At 37.9% G+C, this 18,140-nt stretch carries 17 protein-coding genes and 1 pseudogene; 10 read left to right on the forward strand and 8 right to left on the reverse strand.

What is annotated here, in order from left to right; translation table 11 throughout:
* Position 1: 1 nt before the first annotated feature.
* The 9 genes and pseudogenes from ACYQ0C_RS19665 (at position 2) to ACYQ0C_RS19705 (ending at position 8,606) form a co-directional block, all read left to right on the forward strand.
* Complete coding sequence (locus tag ACYQ0C_RS19665) at positions 2–1,480, forward strand: hypothetical protein (RefSeq protein ID WP_016277312.1); 1,479 nt, start codon at positions 2–4, stop codon at positions 1,478–1,480.
* 537 nt (positions 1,481–2,017) lie between these two features.
* Positions 2,018–2,209, forward strand: a complete 192-nt coding sequence (locus ACYQ0C_RS19670; RefSeq protein ID WP_016277311.1) for a hypothetical protein — start codon at positions 2,018–2,020, stop codon at positions 2,207–2,209.
* Positions 2,190–3,290: a ParB N-terminal domain-containing protein gene (locus ACYQ0C_RS19675; protein ID WP_016277310.1), complete on the forward strand. Its 1,101-nt coding sequence runs from the start codon at positions 2,190–2,192 to the stop codon at positions 3,288–3,290. The genes ACYQ0C_RS19670 and ACYQ0C_RS19675 overlap by 20 nt, the downstream gene beginning before the upstream one ends.
* 54 nt (positions 3,291–3,344) lie before the next feature.
* Complete coding sequence (locus ACYQ0C_RS19680) at positions 3,345–3,779, forward strand: leucine-rich repeat protein (RefSeq protein ID WP_016277309.1); 435 nt, start codon at positions 3,345–3,347, stop codon at positions 3,777–3,779.
* Positions 3,780–3,908: 129 nt separating this feature from the next.
* Positions 3,909–4,037 (forward strand): hypothetical protein, encoded by a 129-nt coding sequence (locus ACYQ0C_RS19685; protein WP_016277308.1) that lies wholly within the window; start codon positions 3,909–3,911, stop codon positions 4,035–4,037.
* Positions 4,030–4,779 (forward strand): annotated as a pseudogene (locus tag ACYQ0C_RS19690) (phage Gp37/Gp68 family protein). Before ACYQ0C_RS19685 ends, ACYQ0C_RS19690 begins: the two are co-directional and overlap by 8 nt.
* Before the next feature lie 66 nt (positions 4,780–4,845).
* Positions 4,846–6,303 carry a DNA primase family protein gene (locus ACYQ0C_RS19695; protein WP_016277305.1) on the forward strand — a complete coding sequence of 486 codons (1,458 nt, stop codon included), beginning with the start codon at positions 4,846–4,848 and terminating at the stop codon, positions 6,301–6,303.
* Between the two features lie 229 nt (positions 6,304–6,532).
* The gene (locus ACYQ0C_RS19700; protein ID WP_016277304.1) at positions 6,533–7,444 is read left to right on the forward strand and encodes a BT4734/BF3469 family protein; all 912 of its coding nucleotides are present in this window, start codon (positions 6,533–6,535) and stop codon (positions 7,442–7,444) included.
* A gap of 4 nt (positions 7,445–7,448) precedes the next feature.
* A complete protein-coding gene (locus ACYQ0C_RS19705; RefSeq protein WP_235783283.1) occupies positions 7,449–8,606 on the forward strand; it encodes a DNA primase family protein in 1,158 nt (385 codons plus the stop codon).
* A gap of 66 nt (positions 8,607–8,672) precedes the next feature.
* Here the strand turns inward: ACYQ0C_RS19705 and ACYQ0C_RS19710 are convergent, their stop codons facing one another.
* The 8 genes from ACYQ0C_RS19710 to ACYQ0C_RS19745 form a co-directional block, all read right to left on the reverse strand.
* Positions 8,673–9,521 (reverse strand): DNA-deoxyinosine glycosylase, encoded by an 849-nt coding sequence (locus tag ACYQ0C_RS19710; protein WP_016277302.1) that lies wholly within the window; start codon positions 9,519–9,521, stop codon positions 8,673–8,675.
* A gap of 132 nt (positions 9,522–9,653) precedes the next feature.
* Entirely contained in the window at positions 9,654–9,869 is a 216-nt protein-coding gene (locus ACYQ0C_RS19715; protein WP_016277301.1) for a hypothetical protein, read from the reverse strand.
* Between the two features lie 601 nt (positions 9,870–10,470).
* Complete coding sequence (locus ACYQ0C_RS19720) at positions 10,471–11,508, reverse strand: putative phage abortive infection protein (RefSeq protein WP_016277300.1); 1,038 nt, start codon at positions 11,506–11,508, stop codon at positions 10,471–10,473.
* A gap of 294 nt (positions 11,509–11,802) precedes the next feature.
* Positions 11,803–14,634 carry a PL29 family lyase N-terminal domain-containing protein gene (locus ACYQ0C_RS19725; protein ID WP_025077145.1) on the reverse strand — a complete coding sequence of 944 codons (2,832 nt, stop codon included), beginning with the start codon at positions 14,632–14,634 and terminating at the stop codon, positions 11,803–11,805.
* A 66-nt stretch (positions 14,635–14,700) separates the two neighbouring features.
* Positions 14,701–15,171 (reverse strand): helix-turn-helix domain-containing protein, encoded by a 471-nt coding sequence (locus ACYQ0C_RS19730; RefSeq protein ID WP_025077144.1) that lies wholly within the window; start codon positions 15,169–15,171, stop codon positions 14,701–14,703.
* A 703-nt stretch (positions 15,172–15,874) separates the two neighbouring features.
* Complete coding sequence (locus ACYQ0C_RS19735) at positions 15,875–16,591, reverse strand: hypothetical protein (RefSeq protein WP_016277297.1); 717 nt, start codon at positions 16,589–16,591, stop codon at positions 15,875–15,877.
* Positions 16,592–16,595: 4 nt separating this feature from the next.
* A complete protein-coding gene (locus ACYQ0C_RS19740; RefSeq protein WP_016277296.1) occupies positions 16,596–17,027 on the reverse strand; it encodes a hypothetical protein in 432 nt (143 codons plus the stop codon).
* Positions 17,024–17,377, reverse strand: a complete 354-nt coding sequence (locus ACYQ0C_RS19745; RefSeq protein ID WP_016277295.1) for a hypothetical protein — start codon at positions 17,375–17,377, stop codon at positions 17,024–17,026. Before ACYQ0C_RS19745 ends, ACYQ0C_RS19740 begins: the two co-directional genes overlap by 4 nt.
* 469 nt (positions 17,378–17,846) lie before the next feature.
* Between ACYQ0C_RS19745 and ACYQ0C_RS19750 the strand changes: the two genes are divergently transcribed.
* Positions 17,847–18,131: a winged helix-turn-helix domain-containing protein gene (locus tag ACYQ0C_RS19750; protein ID WP_016277293.1), complete on the forward strand. Its 285-nt coding sequence runs from the start codon at positions 17,847–17,849 to the stop codon at positions 18,129–18,131.
* Positions 18,132–18,140 lie beyond the last annotated feature (9 nt).

Here is an 18,140-nt window from a genome sequence, read left to right on the forward strand (position 1 = left end):
CATGGAACATGAATTTATACAAACAAGCAATGAGTATCTGCAATATTTGAGTGACTTAGGAAGATTTGCAGTACAAAATTTGGAAATATCGGCTAGACAAGAAGAATTAATAAAAGATAAGCTTGGAAAAGTTATATTATATATTGTAACAAAGAGAGATTCTGATTCTTCTTTGAAAACCAACAAGGATGTTGCAAAAGCAGAGCATGACTTTCTTGAAATCCCCCTACAAATCAGAAATGAATATTGTAACCGAGTGTACTATGTTCTCAAAGAAAAAACAGATCAGTCTGTTCCTGTCACAGACGGGCTGACAACTGCTATGCAATATATTTTCAGAAAAACACAAAACACATTGTGGGATTCTTATATATCTAGTGTCTGCATATTCATTGTCGAAAACAACCTTCTGCCAATGGCTTCCATAAATTCCCTGAATAAAATACCCTTTATTCCGGATATGAGAATCACAGCAGAACAACTTTATGAGGCCTTAAAAAAAATGAGATACGAGTCCAAAGCACTGGGATTTATTAAATCAATACCCTGTCCCAATGCAATTTTAGATCTTCTCATTGAAAACTTTAAAATGAATAAAAAGAAAAAGTTCATAAAAGCCATCCATGATAACAATTGCGATTTAAGTTCAATACAAAAGATCTGTTACATTAATCTGAAACTTGAACATCTCAGATTTTTATACCAACAAAAAATAGAATTGTCATCGGAGATACTACTAATGGAAGATCCTCCCCAGGAAGAAAAAGGACCGTGCATCATTCTAGACGAAATACAGAAATATGAGAACAAAGTACTTGATCCACTATTTCATGCCCTTTTTGGAATAGATTTAAAATCTATAGATACAGAGAAAAAAGAGTACAAGGCATATAATATGTATTCAATTCTAAGAAATCATTTAAGCAATGAAGAATTGGAAGTTACAGGAATAGAGAAATTCTGTTCCAAATATCTTCAAAGGGGAGCAACCGTAACTATATCCCCGCAGAAAAGCAATGACGAGAACGTTCCATTCCAGTTACCCGAGAAGTATTTTGAACAAACCACAGTCCCTGACCAAAATGCTTATTTCTGTAAACTAAAAGATTGTGTCAAAACCGGAGGAGGAACAAAATTTATGGAATTTATCAACTGGCTGGCAAAAGAAGACAAATATATCGAAGATACTCCTGAAACGAAGGCCACTCTTGCATTCCGTCTGACTGGAATCTGTCCACCTCAAAATCCTGTGGAAAAAATTGAATGGAAAGCAAAAGCGACATATTTATTTTACATAATAAAAAATTTCTACCAGAAAGAAGATAGTAAAAGAGAGAAACTAGAGAAGTTCTTTTCCTGTAAGGACGACCAGTTTAAAAACGTGGCAAGCTTCTCTTCCTATGCAAAAAGAGGGGAAAAAACGACTAAAAATCCTTTTTTACTAAAAATTAGAGAGTTATATCCGAATATAGAAAAATAATTATCCTTTTAAATCGTTAGTCTAAAGTTCAGATTACCAAAGGAGAAGAAAACCCACTTAATCTGTATACGAACACAGAGGTTCAACAACCGATAGTAGTATTTTCTCCTTCCGATAACTTGTTTTAAGCTGAATTAAAACTAAAGTAATTCAAAAAGCAACCATCAAAACCAATATTCCAAGGTCAACCAAGAATATCACAAAATTGCCGCCAACGACTATAATCCAAACATAACACACCACATCAACAAGAGAACGTTTTAGTAACATGATACAATACTAAAACGTTTTTTTCATATAAAAGGAAAAAAGAGCCATATATTATGCCCCACCCGACCCCAATTCGGTTACACCTTCTTGCTATAACCACTTCCACAAGATTTTCATCTTCCAACACCCTATCTAATTTCCAATCAATTAACTTCAAGCATTCTGCTATAACCGTTATAACGCTTCTTACAATTATTCTAACAATTTGATTATTAGGATATTAAATAAACTCTATAGATCTTTGCAGCGTTCAAACAACAATGAAGTATGAAACAAAGTATGAATAACCCGGAACTGCTGCAACTGATGGAGAAGAAGCAAAAGCTCCTTCTTAAAATAAGAGCAGCTATCACATTAGATCGTATGGATCTAGTGAAGGAGTTGTCGTATGAGTTTCAGACCGTCATTGTCGAAGAACATAAATTTAAAAATAAAAAAAATGGAAAAGAGTCTAATTGATGAAGCAGTTTCCACACTGGATCTGCAAGGGTCAAATGTGAAAGAATCCACTGTAGAGGATAAGGATCTACAGGCAGGTGCATCTGCTGGTGATGCACAACAAACTAATTCAGAAGAAAACAAAGATGAAGCCCCAGAAGCAGTACCGATGAAGCTGACATGGGAAATGATCTACTCCTTATCTGTACTGCTTGGAATGGGTTATACTTTCGGGCGTATCAAGATTAACCGTGATATTGATGCGAAACAGGTCAAGAAAAAAATAGCTTCCATTCTGGCCTGCAAAGGTATCATATCTCCATTCCTTGTCGTACCTGCCATTGTTTGCCTAAAAGCGGGACTGGAACTGGAAGACGAAAACGGAAATCCAATCACAGAGGATACCCCGAACCTTGATCTTATCCTTATTGTAATTGACGGGCAGCACCGCATGGAGGCTCTCAGGCAGTTGAACAAGAAACTGAAGAAAGAGGGTAAGACGGAATATGAGGGTTATGTCTATCTTCCTCTTATAAGCGAGTATGATGTTCCCACGTTGTTGAGAGAGGCCAATTCAGCAACGAACCCTTGGGATGGTATGGATTGGGTGACACAACTTCTTGCCACTGCCAAAGAAAAAGGTATATCAACTGAAAAATTGGAGTGGGTAAAGGAGAAAGCCAAAACCGGATCTGATTCCGCTGCATGGTCTTGGGTAAATGGTGGCAAAACCAATTCAAAGACAGTCTGCATCAAGGCTTCGACCAATGATCAAAAACTGGAGGAGCTGGCTGATACTACATCATTTGAAGAAGACAAGAAGCTTTATGAAGCAGCCGCCAAGTCTTTTGAAGGGAATTCAGCCAAGGTTCTCGGTTGGAAAGTATTACCGGAATGGATTTACAAGCAACTGGACTCCCTGATAAAAAGGGATATGAAACGGAGTGAGGCCATGAATCTGTTGGTTGCATTTCTTGAAGGCATAGGAGCTACCAATGCACAGGAAATAAGCCAGATGAAGAAGAGTGCCAATCAGAGCAAGGATAATATGATTATCACCAAGCTGAACGAATTATTTGCTGATTTCAATCTTAAACACTAATCCCGGTTTCCCCATCATGTGAGAGGTGATGGGGATTCCATAAAACAACAAATCATGAAAAATTCTAAAGAAAATAACAATCGGATGAACACTAGTATTGACCTGTCGAGAAGTGAAACAGAGTTATGTTCCAACGCTTTTTATGGAAACAAGACTGTCGAAAAGGTGATACTTCCGGATTATGCGGATACAGTACCGGCCAATCTGTTCAAGGGATGTATAAACCTGAAGGAAGTTACCCTTCCGATGGATCCGGATATCGGTGAGGCAGCATTTGAAGGATGCAAGTCACTGACTGATATTCATATTTCGTTTTATGTAGGCAGTATTGCGACAAACGCTTTCAGGGGATGTCGGGAAAATATCAGATTCCATGCCGACTCATCGGGTATCAATCCGAAAACACTGAAGCAACATATCGAGAAAGAACTGGGACACAGTATCGAACTGTATGATATTTCCGGTAACTTGGTGGTTTCAACAGACTAGGCGAACCGGAAGATATCCACTTTCCACAAGACCGTTTTCATCATGGTTTCCAAAGAGAAGTTATGAAATTGGAAACGGTCTGTGGATTTGAAGAGAACAAGCAATAACATAATTAAAAATTTTAGGATAATGGAAAAAATGAAAATTTCTATTACAGCCCCTTCTATGCCTAAAAACATCCCGGGTGTAGGATATAAGAAACTGAGGGACAGAGGGATAATAGTATTGAATTTAAAAACAATAAGAAACAATGAGTAATAACAGCAAAATCTCATGGACTACAACCACATGGAACGTTACAGCGGGTTGTGATCCGATCAGTGATGGATGTAAGAATTGTTACGCAAGAATGATGGCCGAACGTCTGAAAGCTATGGGACAGGCCAAATATCAGAATGGCTTTATCCCGACTATCCATCCTGAATGTTTAAACGAGCCATTTGAATGGAAAGGGAACAAGCTTGTGTTTGTGGTAAGTATGGGAGATTTATTCCATAAGGATATTCCGTTTGATTTCATCGACAAAGTAATGGAAGTTATCACTAAATGTCCACAGCATACATTCCAGATTTTGACAAAACGGGCAGAGAGGATGTATGAGTATTTTTCAGTTCATACTATTCCTGAAAATGTCTGACTCGGTGTTACAGTCGAGAATCAGAAGATGAAAGGCCGTATTGATTACCTGAAGAAACTGGATGCTCCGGTACGGTTCCTCAGTTGTGAGCCTCTGCTGGAAGACCTGGGAACACTTGACTTGTCTGATATTGACTGGGTTATCGTTGGTGGAGAATCGGGAAACAGAGCCAGAAAAGTGGAAAAGGACTGGATTCTGAATATTAAATCCCAATGTGACGCTTCCACAGGTACAGCTTTATTTTTTAAGCAGTGGGGTACTTGGAGTGCTGACGGAGTGAAACGTAGTGCTAAAGAAAACGGGTGTCTTTTGGACGGAAAAGAATACCACGCTTATCCGACTCCAAGAAAGATAAAACCTTGATTGAGTAATTAACCGATAAAGCCTGAACCCATTTATGGGATAGGGCTTCATCATAAAACATAAAAAATGACTTTAAATGAAATTCTTAAAGAGATCCTTGATAATATTCCGAAAACGGATTTCAAGGAGATTTATGCCGGTGGATTGTACCGGAGACTGGAAAAGGAAACCGATCCTGATGTGAAGAAACTTTTTCAGGAGAAGATCTATTCCATACAGATCACTGATGAGAACAAATCCGTCCTTGTTGTCGAGAAAGTGAGGGAAGTAGCTGAACAATTGGGATATGGCCTGGTGATCAATGAGGGAAAAACGTGCTATCTGTATAACAAAGTGTTCTGGGAACCGATAAACGAGCTTGACCTGAAACATTTCCTAGGCAAGGCTTTCCAGAAAATGGGAGCCGACAAATATACAGCCAGAAATGTGAGGATAGCGAACAAGGTCCATGAACAGGCCTGCTACTCACTTTACAGACAGACAGAACGGGATAAGGGTGTGGTTAAAATCAATCTGACTAATACGACCCTTGTGATTGGTCATGATGGAAACGTGAAGGAACAGGAGCATTCGGCTGATGACTATTTCTTCTATGTCCTTCCTTATGAGTACGACCCCAAAGCGATGTGTCCCATGTTTCATAAGTTTCTGGATGAAGTATTGCCGACCAAAGATGTTCAGGAAGTATTGCAGGAGTTTGTCGGTTGCTGTCTCAATCCCTTCATCAAACTGGAGAAGGCATTGTGTTGTGTAGGTTCAGGATTCAATGGCAAGAGCGTGTTCTTCGAGATTGTGATGGCTCTGCTTGGCGAGGATAATGTCTGCTCCTACAACATAAACTCCTTATGTGATGATAAAGGATACAGCAGGGCAATGATCAGGAACAAGCTTCTGAACTACAGCAGCGACTTCAACGGCAAGATATTCGCTAACGGTATCTTCAAGCAACTGACGAGTGGAGAACCCGTTGAAGCCAGAAGATTATATAAGGAACCGGAGATTTTAAAGGACTATGCAAGATTGGCTTTCAACTGTAACTCCATGCCTTATAGCAGTGATACGTCTTTCGGATTCAGGAGGAGGTTACTGATTATTCCTTTCGATGTGAAGATAGACAAGAGTAAGGCTGACCCTGACCTAGCTAAAAAATTGAAAAGTGAATTGTCAGGTATTCTCATCTGGGCTATCGAGGGTCTGGGAAGATTTATCAGGAATGGAAAAAAACTCAGCAAGTCCTCCACCCTTGAAAATTTGGAGCAGGCATACAAGGAGGATACGGATACAGTGGTCATGTTCCTGAGTGCCAGAATGTGTGTTCCTGATAATGACAACAAAATAGGTCTGACTCCTCTATTCAACAATTATCGGGAATATTGCAGGGATAATAACCAGAAAGCCGAGACCAGGGAAAACTTCAAGATGAAACTGAAAAGCGAGGGTTATGTGGTGGAAGAGGATAACAAGAAAGGTGTGAAGATAGGTATAAACAGTTCTAAGATTAGACTTTCTTTACCTTTTGATTAGATTACTTTTCTTTCCCTACCTCAAAGGGGAAGAGGGGAAAAAGGAGGGGAAATGGGGGAAAAAGGGGTGGAAAAGGCTATTTTTTATAACTTTTTTCAATTCTACTTATCCAGAAATTAGTAAAAAAATAGGTTTTAGAGGTTCCGCTTTCCCCTTTCCCCCCTTCTCTCTCTTGAGGACGGGAAGAAGAAAGATAAAATGAAACATTAACAATTAAAATTTAGAAATTATGATTACAATAACAATCTTCAAACAAAAACCTTATAGTCAGGAATATACAAATCCTCTGACCGGTATAAAATCATTCAGAGTCATGGAATATCCTCCCAACCATGTGGATATTGATCTGGTATTCGATATGATTAAACAGGAAAAACTGAAACCTGAGATTGATGCCATGAGACTCTTCTATGATACTGACCATTCAAAGTATTCCGAACTTAAGGGAAAGTTACCTATCTGTCTTTTTGCCGGAACATTCGGAAGATTCTGTAATGATGCTCTTATTGCTCCTTCGGGTCTTGTAGTTGTTGATTTCGATAAGATTCCGGTTCAAGAAATGGTTAATGTCTGGAATATGCTGGTTAATGATCCTTATACCTATGCTGCATTCCTTTCTCCTTCCGGTAGAGGTTATAAGGTTATTGTCCGTGTTGCCAATAATATAGATAACACCAGTCATAACGAATACCTTGACGCTTTGAAGGAATATTATAACTCTCCATTCTGGGATGACAGTTGTAAAGGAATGTCCAGAGCTTGTTATCTAAGCAGTGACCCTGATCTTTATCGGAACAGGAACAGTATTATATGGACGAAGAGAATTTCATCATCCCCTTCTTCACCAGTTGTTATCCGTGTTAAAACTTATGCTCCGCCTTATGAACATGGGAAGCTGCTGAATTTCTTGGAAGGCGGATTTGACAAGTACCCAATGACACATGGAAACAGACATCAGTCATCTTTTGATAGAGCCAGAGAATTAGCGGAATGGGGTATTCCACAAGAAACAGCTTTCAGGTATCTCTCCCAATTCATAGAACCGGATTTCCCGGAAGAAGAGTTGAAACGTGAAGTAAGAAATGCCTATAAGTGGGTTGATGGTAAAGGTAAAATTGGTAGTAAATATAGAAAAATTTAAGATTATGGATTACAAAAAATTATTAGGGGATATAATCAATGCCATTCCCCAACCGACTATTCCAACCAACAAAAAGGGGACAAATACTGAAATCTGTTACAATATACAGCAGATAGCAATCAAGATCGGTCATCCTTTTCAAATGTTCAGAGACCAATATATTTATTGTTACACTGGGAATCATTGGGTGCGTATTGATGATTTTGATCTGAAAATATTTCTTAGGGAAGCTTTGGGGAGGATGACAAATAATATGGTGGAGGCATCACAAAGGGAAGTGGTGGAAGGATTGTTCAAGCAGTTCCCATATACGGTGATGGGATTTGCGGTAGAGCAGGACAAGGAGAAAATCAACTTTCTGAACGGTACGCTTGAACTTAAAACCGGAAGACTGGTACAACATCAGTATTCGGATTATTTCAGGTATGTTCTTCCTTACCCTTATAACCCAAATGCGACGTGTCAGATGTTTATGAAGTATCTGGACAGAGTATTACCGGACAAGGACGCTCAGAAAGTTTTGGCTGAATATATAGGCTGGATATTTACTTCATTGAAACTGGAGAAGTGCCTGTTCCTCTATGGATCCGGGAAAAATGGTAAATCGGTGTTCGTGGATATTGTGGAAGCTCTTCTAGGCAAGGAGAACATTTCCCATGAGTCTCTATCGGATATGTGTGGAGAAAACGGAGACAGAAGCAGGGCAAATTTATCCGGGAAACTGTTGAATACCTGCTCTGATGTAGCCCCAAACGCTTTCTCGGGGGATATTTTCAAACGTATCGCCAGTGGGGAACCTATCAGCACCAGACAGTTATACAAGGATGTGGCAACACTTACCGATTATGCCAAAATGCTTTTTTGTCTGAACGAGCTGCCGAAAACCAACGACAAGTCCAATGGATATTTCAGGAGGTTTCTTATCGTTCCCTTCAAAGTCCAGATACCCAAATTGGAAGTGGATCCGAAACTGGCTGAGAAGATTGTTTCTACAGAGTTACCCGGAATTATGAACTGGGTGCTTGAAGGTAGAGAACGGTTAATAGCGCAATCCGGTTTTACTGAATCTTCATTATGCCAGAAACAGTTGGAGGAATACCGTTATGGCAGTGGAGTACGGAAAAAGGTGAATCTAATTCTGCCTGACGGATTCAAATTATAAAAAGTAAAAAAAAGGAGACTGAACTATACAAATGTTCGGTCTCCCTTATTTTTATGTAGATGATATTTATTTGACAAATTCTGAGATTACTGACCATTCTTCCAACTTCTTCTCAAAACTCAGTTTACGTGTATTATTGGATGTTGAAGCAAGTAATACAATCTTTCCATCAAAGTCTATTGTGGAGAAAAAACGTTTGAAAAGGAAAGTTGTTGAAGGATGTTTTTTGCTCCCTTTTCCTTTGCCATTCAGAACTATTGTTTTTATACTCGGATGTTCCTTCAAAAAGGATTGTATATCATTAGGAATAAGAGAATTAATGCCATACCCATTATCCGTACTTCCTTTTCTTATTCCACTCTGTACACAATCCCACAAAGCTATATTATGGGAAGTGATGAAATCACGGTTGGACATCATATCATCCTTTTCCTCAAAGAGTGAATACATAATCTTCCAAAACGAATTATGGGCTGTATCACAATAATATGCTTGTTCTCTTAAAGACTTGTCTCCCGGCATAGTCCCTAAAATTAAAACTTTAGGTGAATCTCCTACCCATGCAGATAATCCTATTTTATGATCAGATAGAGGAGTGCTTTTAGGTTTATCATTCTTTATTTTAACTTCTTTGTTTGCCGCCTTCTTTATAGTAATAATATTGGATTTAGTACTGATATAGTTATAGATGTCATTGATTGCTTGGTTTTCTGCACCATTAAGTTTCTTATTCCAATATTGAGCATAATCAGTTTTTAGTTCTTCCTTACTTTTATTCAGAAAAACAACATTCTCTTTGGAGTTGTAATCTTTTAGAAAAGTGAACACCTTATTTAGGGCGTTATATCTACATTTTGCAATGCCTTTACTCTGATATTGCAATTCTATAGCCTTTTGTAATTCATTCGTTGTCATAATTTAGATTTTTATCTTTTCACAAAAATAAGGAAAGTAATTCATTTTAAGAAAAGAAAGCCGCTATACCTTTTTCAGTATAACGACTTTAACAAAATATGAACTATCCACCATTTCCTATGACTTATTCGTTTAGTTTATCCAATCCACTACAGTTTCTCCCTTATAACCCTTTTCCCATACAAACCAAGCATAAGCGATAGCATTCCCATTTGTCTGAGCTGCTGTAAAATCTCCACTTTTGGCTACAATGGCACGGGAAGAAAAGACGTGAATTTTTAGTGGAGGATTGATTTGAAAAAAGGATTTACATCTTTTTCCCTCTAAGAATGTTAGTTTCAGGAACATCCATTAGTGATATAAATCATTATCTTCTCTGATTGTGGTATATATTGTATTTTTCATAGTTAATCCATCGTGTTTGTCGTTATTATCTATGCTGCTATAGTCTTACCTCCCCACTGAAGAGCCATTGCATCCGTTATCAAAACATACTATTCATCCGTATTAGCAAAAAACAAGCACTATCTTTAACTCCATAAGCAAAAAGTCCATTCCCCACCATCCTCCTTGGTACTGTGACTGCTATGGAAAGAGAGAATATCAGCTGTCGGCTACAGTCAGGGAAAGCACAGTATATAGCTAAAGGTGGGAAAGTAGGCAGGAAAACGGGATATCGTAAACCGAAGGAGGAGAAAGCTGAGCAATATTCAGGTGTTTTTAAACTTTTAAGCAAGAATTATCCGATAAAGACGGTATCCAAACTTGAGAAAGTAAGCATCAGTACAGTCCAGAGGTTGAAGAAGGTGTTTTACTTATGAACATGGAGAAAGGTGCAACAAGCCTCTCTTTTGTTCTTCAGAGACCAGTTTCCCGATTTTACCTTTATCAGATTGAATACTATACGCTTATACGATACAAATATCAAATTTCATGTAGAAATTTTACATTAATGAGCTTTTTCATTAAGCCATTTGTTTTCTATTAAAGGTTTATCGCCATCTTTGATATCTTCTGTTGATATATCACATGCTTTTTTTATCAAAGACTGATAATCTTCAGTTAGACATATTTCTTTAAAGAACTCATTATCTTTAAGGTAATTGGCATATTTGTTAACCTCTTCTTCATTTTTGTGGGATATCCAGTACTCCAGTTGATTTATAAAATAGCAGAATAATTCATCATTATTCATCTGGCCTTCAATCAACTTGACATACCTTTTTTGGTCTTTTGGTTCTAAAATATCTTTAGAGTTATACATTACGAATGACACTTCTCTATGTATATATTTAAAATAATTCTTAAAATCAGCAGAAGAAGATAAGCCAATACTACTATTATATTTTTTTCTAAAATCAGAAATTGAAATTTTACTTTCTTTTATGAGATATTCATTTTCAAACGCCTCCCTGCACATTGTAAAAAGATTAGAAGCATTTTTTGCTCTACAACGAGCAATTATAATATCAAGTAATGTGATTTTTTTACATAGAACGTTATGTTGTGTAACTTTTCGATGTAAAATATTATGTTGTGCAAAAATTTGAGTAAAAGTGGCATCAAATGACGCTCTTCTTGCAGCAGTGGTCTGTGATCTAAGGGCTCTGAATGCAAGATATACAGACATTAAAGCGAATATGGAAGTCAGGCAGGTGGCAAAACCTCCCCAATCACCCATTTTAGTTGATATCAGTGTATCCGTTCTTACCCTACATAATTCACCTTGGTTGAAAGTATAAGCAAGCAATCTCCCAAAAACAATGATTGCTGACAATATTCCAATACCAAAAGCTACATTCCATTTATATCTTTTATATTTACGTAAGAGTTTTCCAATACCTTTACTTATGAATCTGTCAAATAGATAAAGTATTGCACTATGAGAAAAAGCCACACCGACAAAAATTAAAGTCACCAGAATGCACCAATAAATCCATTCGATTTCAGTGCCGTTTAAAGTTATAGCTTCATTATTGCTTATCATAGTAATTTATATTTATGAACTGTAAGGTAAAACAATTATTTTTATAACGATGATGGAGTCTGTGATTCATTATCTGGCCTGTTTTGCGATCTCGTCTGTGTTTCTTTTGTTTGATCGTTTTGTAAGACCTCAACATTAAAAGTGAAATTCATAATATTATCTATTTGGGGGTTATTAGAAAAAAATCCCCGACTTTCACAAGCAGGGGATTCCATTATAAATTTAAAGTTTTTCTATTATCTAAGGTCCTCCCACTGGAGAATCACTTATTCTATATAATTTGCTCTGTTAAGATTATCTCTTAACATTGATTGTAATGTCTTGGCTGATACTGAAGCCCCATACATCATTAACTGTTACAGTAATGTCACCAGTTGTATCGTATGCAGGGTTAACAGGTTCAACTTTGACATAACCTTCATAACCATCCTCACCCTCTTGGGTATTCTTGATCTCTTTAACTTTCAAAACTTTGTCATCCTTAGAGGTTATAGTGATAGTTGCATCATCATTATATTTGATCCACTCATAGATGCTGCTGCCTTTCTTAGTAGCATCTGATGGGAACAACTGATACTTGGTACCTGCTGTAGAGTAAGTCTTGGCCAAGAACTTGGATTCAACAATCTTCTGTTGGTCTGTAGCGTCTATTGCAATAGTCTTAGAACCATCAGCGGCAGAAATAGAACCTTCCTTGATCGGACTCTTCATTGTAATAGTGAACTTCTGAGCTTTCTTTTCGTTATCAGAGTAAGCATACTTGCCAACATATTTGGCATCAGCTACTTCAACAACGAACTTCTGACCATAAACCTTACCGTTCTTACCCTTTTGAGCCATCAAGATAGCGTCAGATGCATTAACATTAGTTTGGCCAGGAACAAGGATTCCTTGATTTGCGCCTGACATAGCTGCAAGACCTACGATTTTACCTTCAGAATTTTTATCATCACCATTGATGAAACCATTGGTCTTGAATGTCAGAGTTGTTGCTGTAGCACCTGTAGGAGCTAATTTTTCAGCCAACTTAACAAATCCGTAAGTCAAGTCATACTGCATAGCAACAACATCGTTATCTGCTACATTGTAATCTTTGCTAAAGATGTAAGCTGTACCATCATTTGTACCATTGAACACACCCTGTTGTTTAACCAGGAATGTAGACAATTCAGGAATATTTACAGTGAACGGCAATTTGGCAGTGCTCAGCACATCACCTTTCGAATCTTTGAAACTTACCAATACATAATACTCTTTATCGAATGCTAGATTGGTTGGCCATTCTTGATTCAAATTAACTTTGATAGAAGCTGCATCCACAGCATTTGAAATTATTGCACCATTACTATTTATCAAAGAAACCATGTCTTTGATTGTTTTAGAACCATTTGTACCATCTTGACCATATTGCTTGTATCTTGAAATATTCGTAGGACCATCAGCATTAACCTGATATACATCGTAGTCATAACTACTAACAAATTCTTTCCAATTGGTCAATTCCTCAGCAGACATTGCATCGTACATCTTCTTCAAAGGAGCAGTAAAGTTATCTTTACTCGGAACAGCATTGATTGTCCATGCTTTAGCATCCAATGTAACGTCGGCAGAAATACTTCTTTCAAGACGAATATAAACAGTCTGAGTTACTGACTTGATAGAACCGTCATTAACAAGTTCGATATAATTGAAATAAACAGGGAATGAAGGGATTGTGGCTTTATCAAAATACTTATTAACAGTAAATGTATTACCCTCAATTTTTACGCCCCAGTTTTGTGCTTCAAATTCATCTACGATAATTTGGCTTTTGTAGATTGAAGTCGGTACGTCAAAGTAGAATGTGTTTGTTGCACCTAATTTTACAGAGATATAAGACCTGTCTTCTGGATCTGAATTTGATTTCTCATTTTTACCCGTATAATAGATAGTATTTCCTACATGTGTCAGGTCTTCGTCCTTAACCAAACCATGATCGTCGTCATTAATAAAGGCATTTGCAGCTTTTAAGTCTATATTATTAAATGCCAAATTATAATTTGAGATAAAACTTGGGGTCTTCAAAGCAAAGGCTATGTTCTTTTCAGTCGCATCTTTTACACCATTACCATTTGCATCAATAAAGAAGTTCTGTTTTAAAGCTTGAAGACTTCCAACATCGCTTAACACTTCACTGCTCATAGGAACACTCCACAATCCATTAGCTGAAGCGTCTCTTGCCACTAATCCTTTATATGCTTTAGCTGCACCCAAAGCGATAGGAGCCTCCTTCAACTGGGAATTGATCAAATTCATGGAGACAGTTGACAGGTCAGCAGAAGCGGGAGCTACACGAACAACAAGAGAAGCACCTTCCAGAGAAACCAAAGCCGTTTTTTCCGCCATGCTTCCTGAAACCTTTTGAGAACCATCTTTATCTTTCCATTCCCATTCATACTTTTGTTTAGCATAAAAAGCAGAACTGTTCATTTCATATTTGTTATCAGCAGTTCCAGGGTTAGAGAATGCTGTAAATTGACCGGCGGCATTTAAATAACCGACAATTTCAAGTTCAGTAATAGAAGCGGCAGTAGTAGGTAATTTAACTACTGTAGTGGTTCCGTCCGGGTTTACCACAGTCAAAGTACAGATACCATCAGCTTCAACAGCGGTAACAGGAGCCGCTTTAATAGTAGATTTTTCAAGTTTGCCTGTTTCCTTGTTTACAAAATACCAATAACCATCGTTACCAACTTCAGGTACAATTACAGTAGCAGTTTCACCTTTTTTGGCACAATACCATCCTGTAGGCTCACCATCAATCAACCATTGGCCTTCAGCATCAAGAGTCAACTTGCTTCCGTCTACACCTTTTTCACCTTGTGCACCATTCTTACCGTTAGTGATATTGAATGTCCTGCCATCATTCATAGTGATAGTAAGGCCATCAGAAGTAGGAGTGACATCAGTAATCCACTTACCATTGTCGACAGCAGTCTGTAAAGCTGCAATCTGTGACTTCAGATCGTTCAACGTATTGTCAATACGATCAATGTCATCGTCATAGTCTTTACAAGACACAAATGTTCCTGTCGAAGTCACCATCAAGGCTCCGAACAGGACTGCACTTAAAAACTTTTTGTTCATAATAAAAATTTTAAATTTATAAATTTAAAAACTAAAATTGGTTATACATATTTTATTGCAAAGGACTTAATTGCTTTGTTTTGATTTTGTCATATATTTCATAGGCGTCATTCCGACTGTTTTCCTAAAAGCCGCATAGAACGGACTCTTTGACGCGAATCCGCATTTAGCAGGCATCTCCTCCAGAGTGTAGCATCCCGCACATAGCAGCTCCTTCGCATATTCTATTCTATAGCCGTTTATCAGCTCTTTCAGGTTACATTCAAAATATCTGTTCACCACATTGGAAAGATAGGTCTGGTTCGTATCAATCATATCACTCAACTTTTTCAGAGACAAATCCGAGTTCAAGAATACTTTTCTTATTTCCAGCTGGTAAAGCAAATTCTTGTAAATCAGACAATCAATTTCTCTTTTGCATCTGTTTCTCATGACAAATTCCTCCTCCCAGTGCTTTTCAGCAGCCTTGAAGAGCAGGTCCTTCTGTCTTTGAGAAGTGGAACTTACCTCTTTACGTCTTAGAAATAGATATTCCATAAGTCTTTCCTCCTTTATTTTTTCTCCGCCACGCATCATTGTCGGATGTTATCCGTGGATTTGTTTTTTCCTATTTTTTAATAGGATGAAACGTTATTTCGCTGCAAATATACATACTTTATCGAAACTTTGTGCATTTTTCCTATAAAAAAATATAGAATCCCGTAAAATAATTGTTTGGGAGGTTATTTTCAGGCTGTTATGTGAAGCGGAATTAAACCGGATATACCATATTTAATATGAATCCGCATTTCATAAGCAGACGACAAGCGGATAATTTAATGAATCGTATTCTATGAAAAATAAAAAATCCACCACCGCACAAAAGCAGGCTGATGGATAAATTAAGAACAAAACCTCCGCTACACTTCACAATTTGGCGGATTGATAAAAACATATCTTTCGCTGGAATACAAAATTAATATAATAGGATGAATCTCAAAAAACTCCGCCGACAAAAAAGAAGGAAGGGAAGCACTATGCACTACGCACAATACTTCCCTGTAAAGCATATATGAACTATAAAAAGGAGCAGATACTAAAACGTCAACTTCACCACCACTTTCTCATAATCCGCATCCACCGGCATCCCCTTGATCCGGACAGCATCAGGTTTCCTTACCGATCCTTGATTTTCGGGGAGAACAACAGAATTAGTGGCGTTTTTCCTAGGTATCCCACAATTATATCATCAAAATATTCTCTATGCTGCTATAATCCTGCCTCCCCATTGATCAGCCATCGCATCCGCTATCCCGGGGAAGGTCTTGCTCCTCAGTTTTCTCCTCTCTTCTGCCGACACACCCGAGAAGAATATATCGGTAAACCATTTAGGAGATTTGTTTCCGCTCTTTGAAACATAGACCTCACCTTTCCCGACTATATTTGTAGGTATTAAGAGAGGTAAGTTTTTCAACCACAGACAGGTTTTCTTGCTAGCCTCATGACCAAACTGCCAAGGCTCTATAATCTGGTCGGGTTTTCTCCACCGGCTGCTCATAATGCCCACCGGATTTTCAATAGCTAATTTTTCCACTCCAACCCTTGAAACATCCATGAAGAACCGAACTGCTTCCTCACGGTCTTTGGCTCTATCGGGGAACTTCGGATGTGGTCTTCTCTGTTCTATCGGAAGGTTCTTATCGTCAGGATGATAATACCACCTTGCACCCGAGACAGCAAGAAAAGTGCAGGGAGGATGGGCTATGATTAAGTCCCAGTTACTATCAAGGAAATATTTGATGCCATTCTCCAAAGTTCCACCACGATTGGCTATTACATCAAACATGTCCCCCTTGAAGTGATACTCGGGAAATCCACCGCTGCATTCCTGAAGGTCACAACTATAGGCGTTATGCCCCAATCTTCTAAAAGCCAGACATACAGCCTGACTCTCTTCACATGCTACTAAGACATTCATTGGCTTAATAGGTTATCTTCATTATTAATTTATCCTCACTCAGCCCTATCGTTATATCCTCCACTCTTTCTTCCATCATAATCATCAAATTCTTATAGAATCTAATAAATGCAAGTACAGGGGAATAGAACCGGCTTCCTCTCAGGGTTAAAGGATAAATGACCGGATCGCCTAAGGGTTTAAGATAGAAGTTTGTAATGTTCACGCCGGATGCCATGGCCATGTCGCAGTCTGCAATTTCCTTCAAGTCCAGGTTATAACTGAGGGTCCGGTGATAAATGAGTACAATTTCATTGTCCGCAATTTTCTGATACTCAAATTTCACCAGGCCGCTTGTTATCTCTTCAAGTTCGATATTGACGGTCTCTTCGATTTCTTCTTTGGATTGGTTGATATTACATACAGCTCCGCCTGCTATAAATACGTGGTTCTTCATAATGTTTTAGATTTAGTTTTTCGTGATGTGATTGTTAATGTTATATCCCATTCTTTCATCAAATAGGATTGCAAACCTCTGTATGAATCAACTCTTCTTCTTTCTCTCGGCATAATGGATAAAGACTCCAGAAGTGTAAGATTAATACAGAATCCGGTTTTAAAAGCATCCCCATATTTGCTCCGGAGTAATGCTACGTCTTTTCTGTATTTCTCAGGGACAGGTTGGGGGGATGTCTTGTTGCTGTCTTTTGTTACGATAACACTTGGCACAGCACTCTTTTCCAAGCGATCAGAAGCAGTAGATCTTCGTTCTGCTCCTAATATCCTGTTTATAAATTCAGTAAACATTAAAATTTATATTTCAGGAGTAAGGATTTGAGCTGGCAAGAATAGCATTTTAGCAATTTGGAAAGGAAGAAGAAAGAATAAAAGAAAAGTGTCCTCAAATCAGATTTATAACCATGAATATCGGACACTCTTCTTATGAGTATTGTTTCTTCATTGATAAGGCCTTCAATGCTTTTTTACAGAAAGGATAATATGATGCTGACGTAATACTTAAACAACTAAAAAGTCAGATCCCGTTATTTTCCATACCCTTTTTCTTCATCAACCGGCATCCTGATATAATCATCAATAATTTTCCCAACCCTTTCCCTTTCACCATACCTATTATATATAAGCTGCCAAAACTAAAGAAAGACTTGATTACCATCCTGAACAACAAATACAAAATATATAATCGCTTTTTCATTTCCCTACCTGCCTGAAATGTTATATCTTTGCACCCCGAAAACATAAATCAGAACATATTACAATGGCAACAACCAAGAAAACAACAGCTAAGAAGACAGCAACAACTAAAAAGACTATAACAAAAAAGACAGCCACAAAATCACCTGTAGAAATCATTACTCCTGATATTGTTGGGACCAGTGCGGGCAAGATTTGGAACACACTTAATGAATCAGAGAAAGCATTGACAGAAAAAGAGTTATTGAGCCTGACCAAACTTTCCGGACAATCATTATATCTCGGATTGGGATGGCTGGCACGTGAGGGAAAACTGGAGTCTGATGGTAAGGAATTTAAACTGGTATAGAATTCCAAA

It is taken from the genome of Phocaeicola sartorii JCM 17136 = DSM 21941 (genome assembly GCF_054653615.1).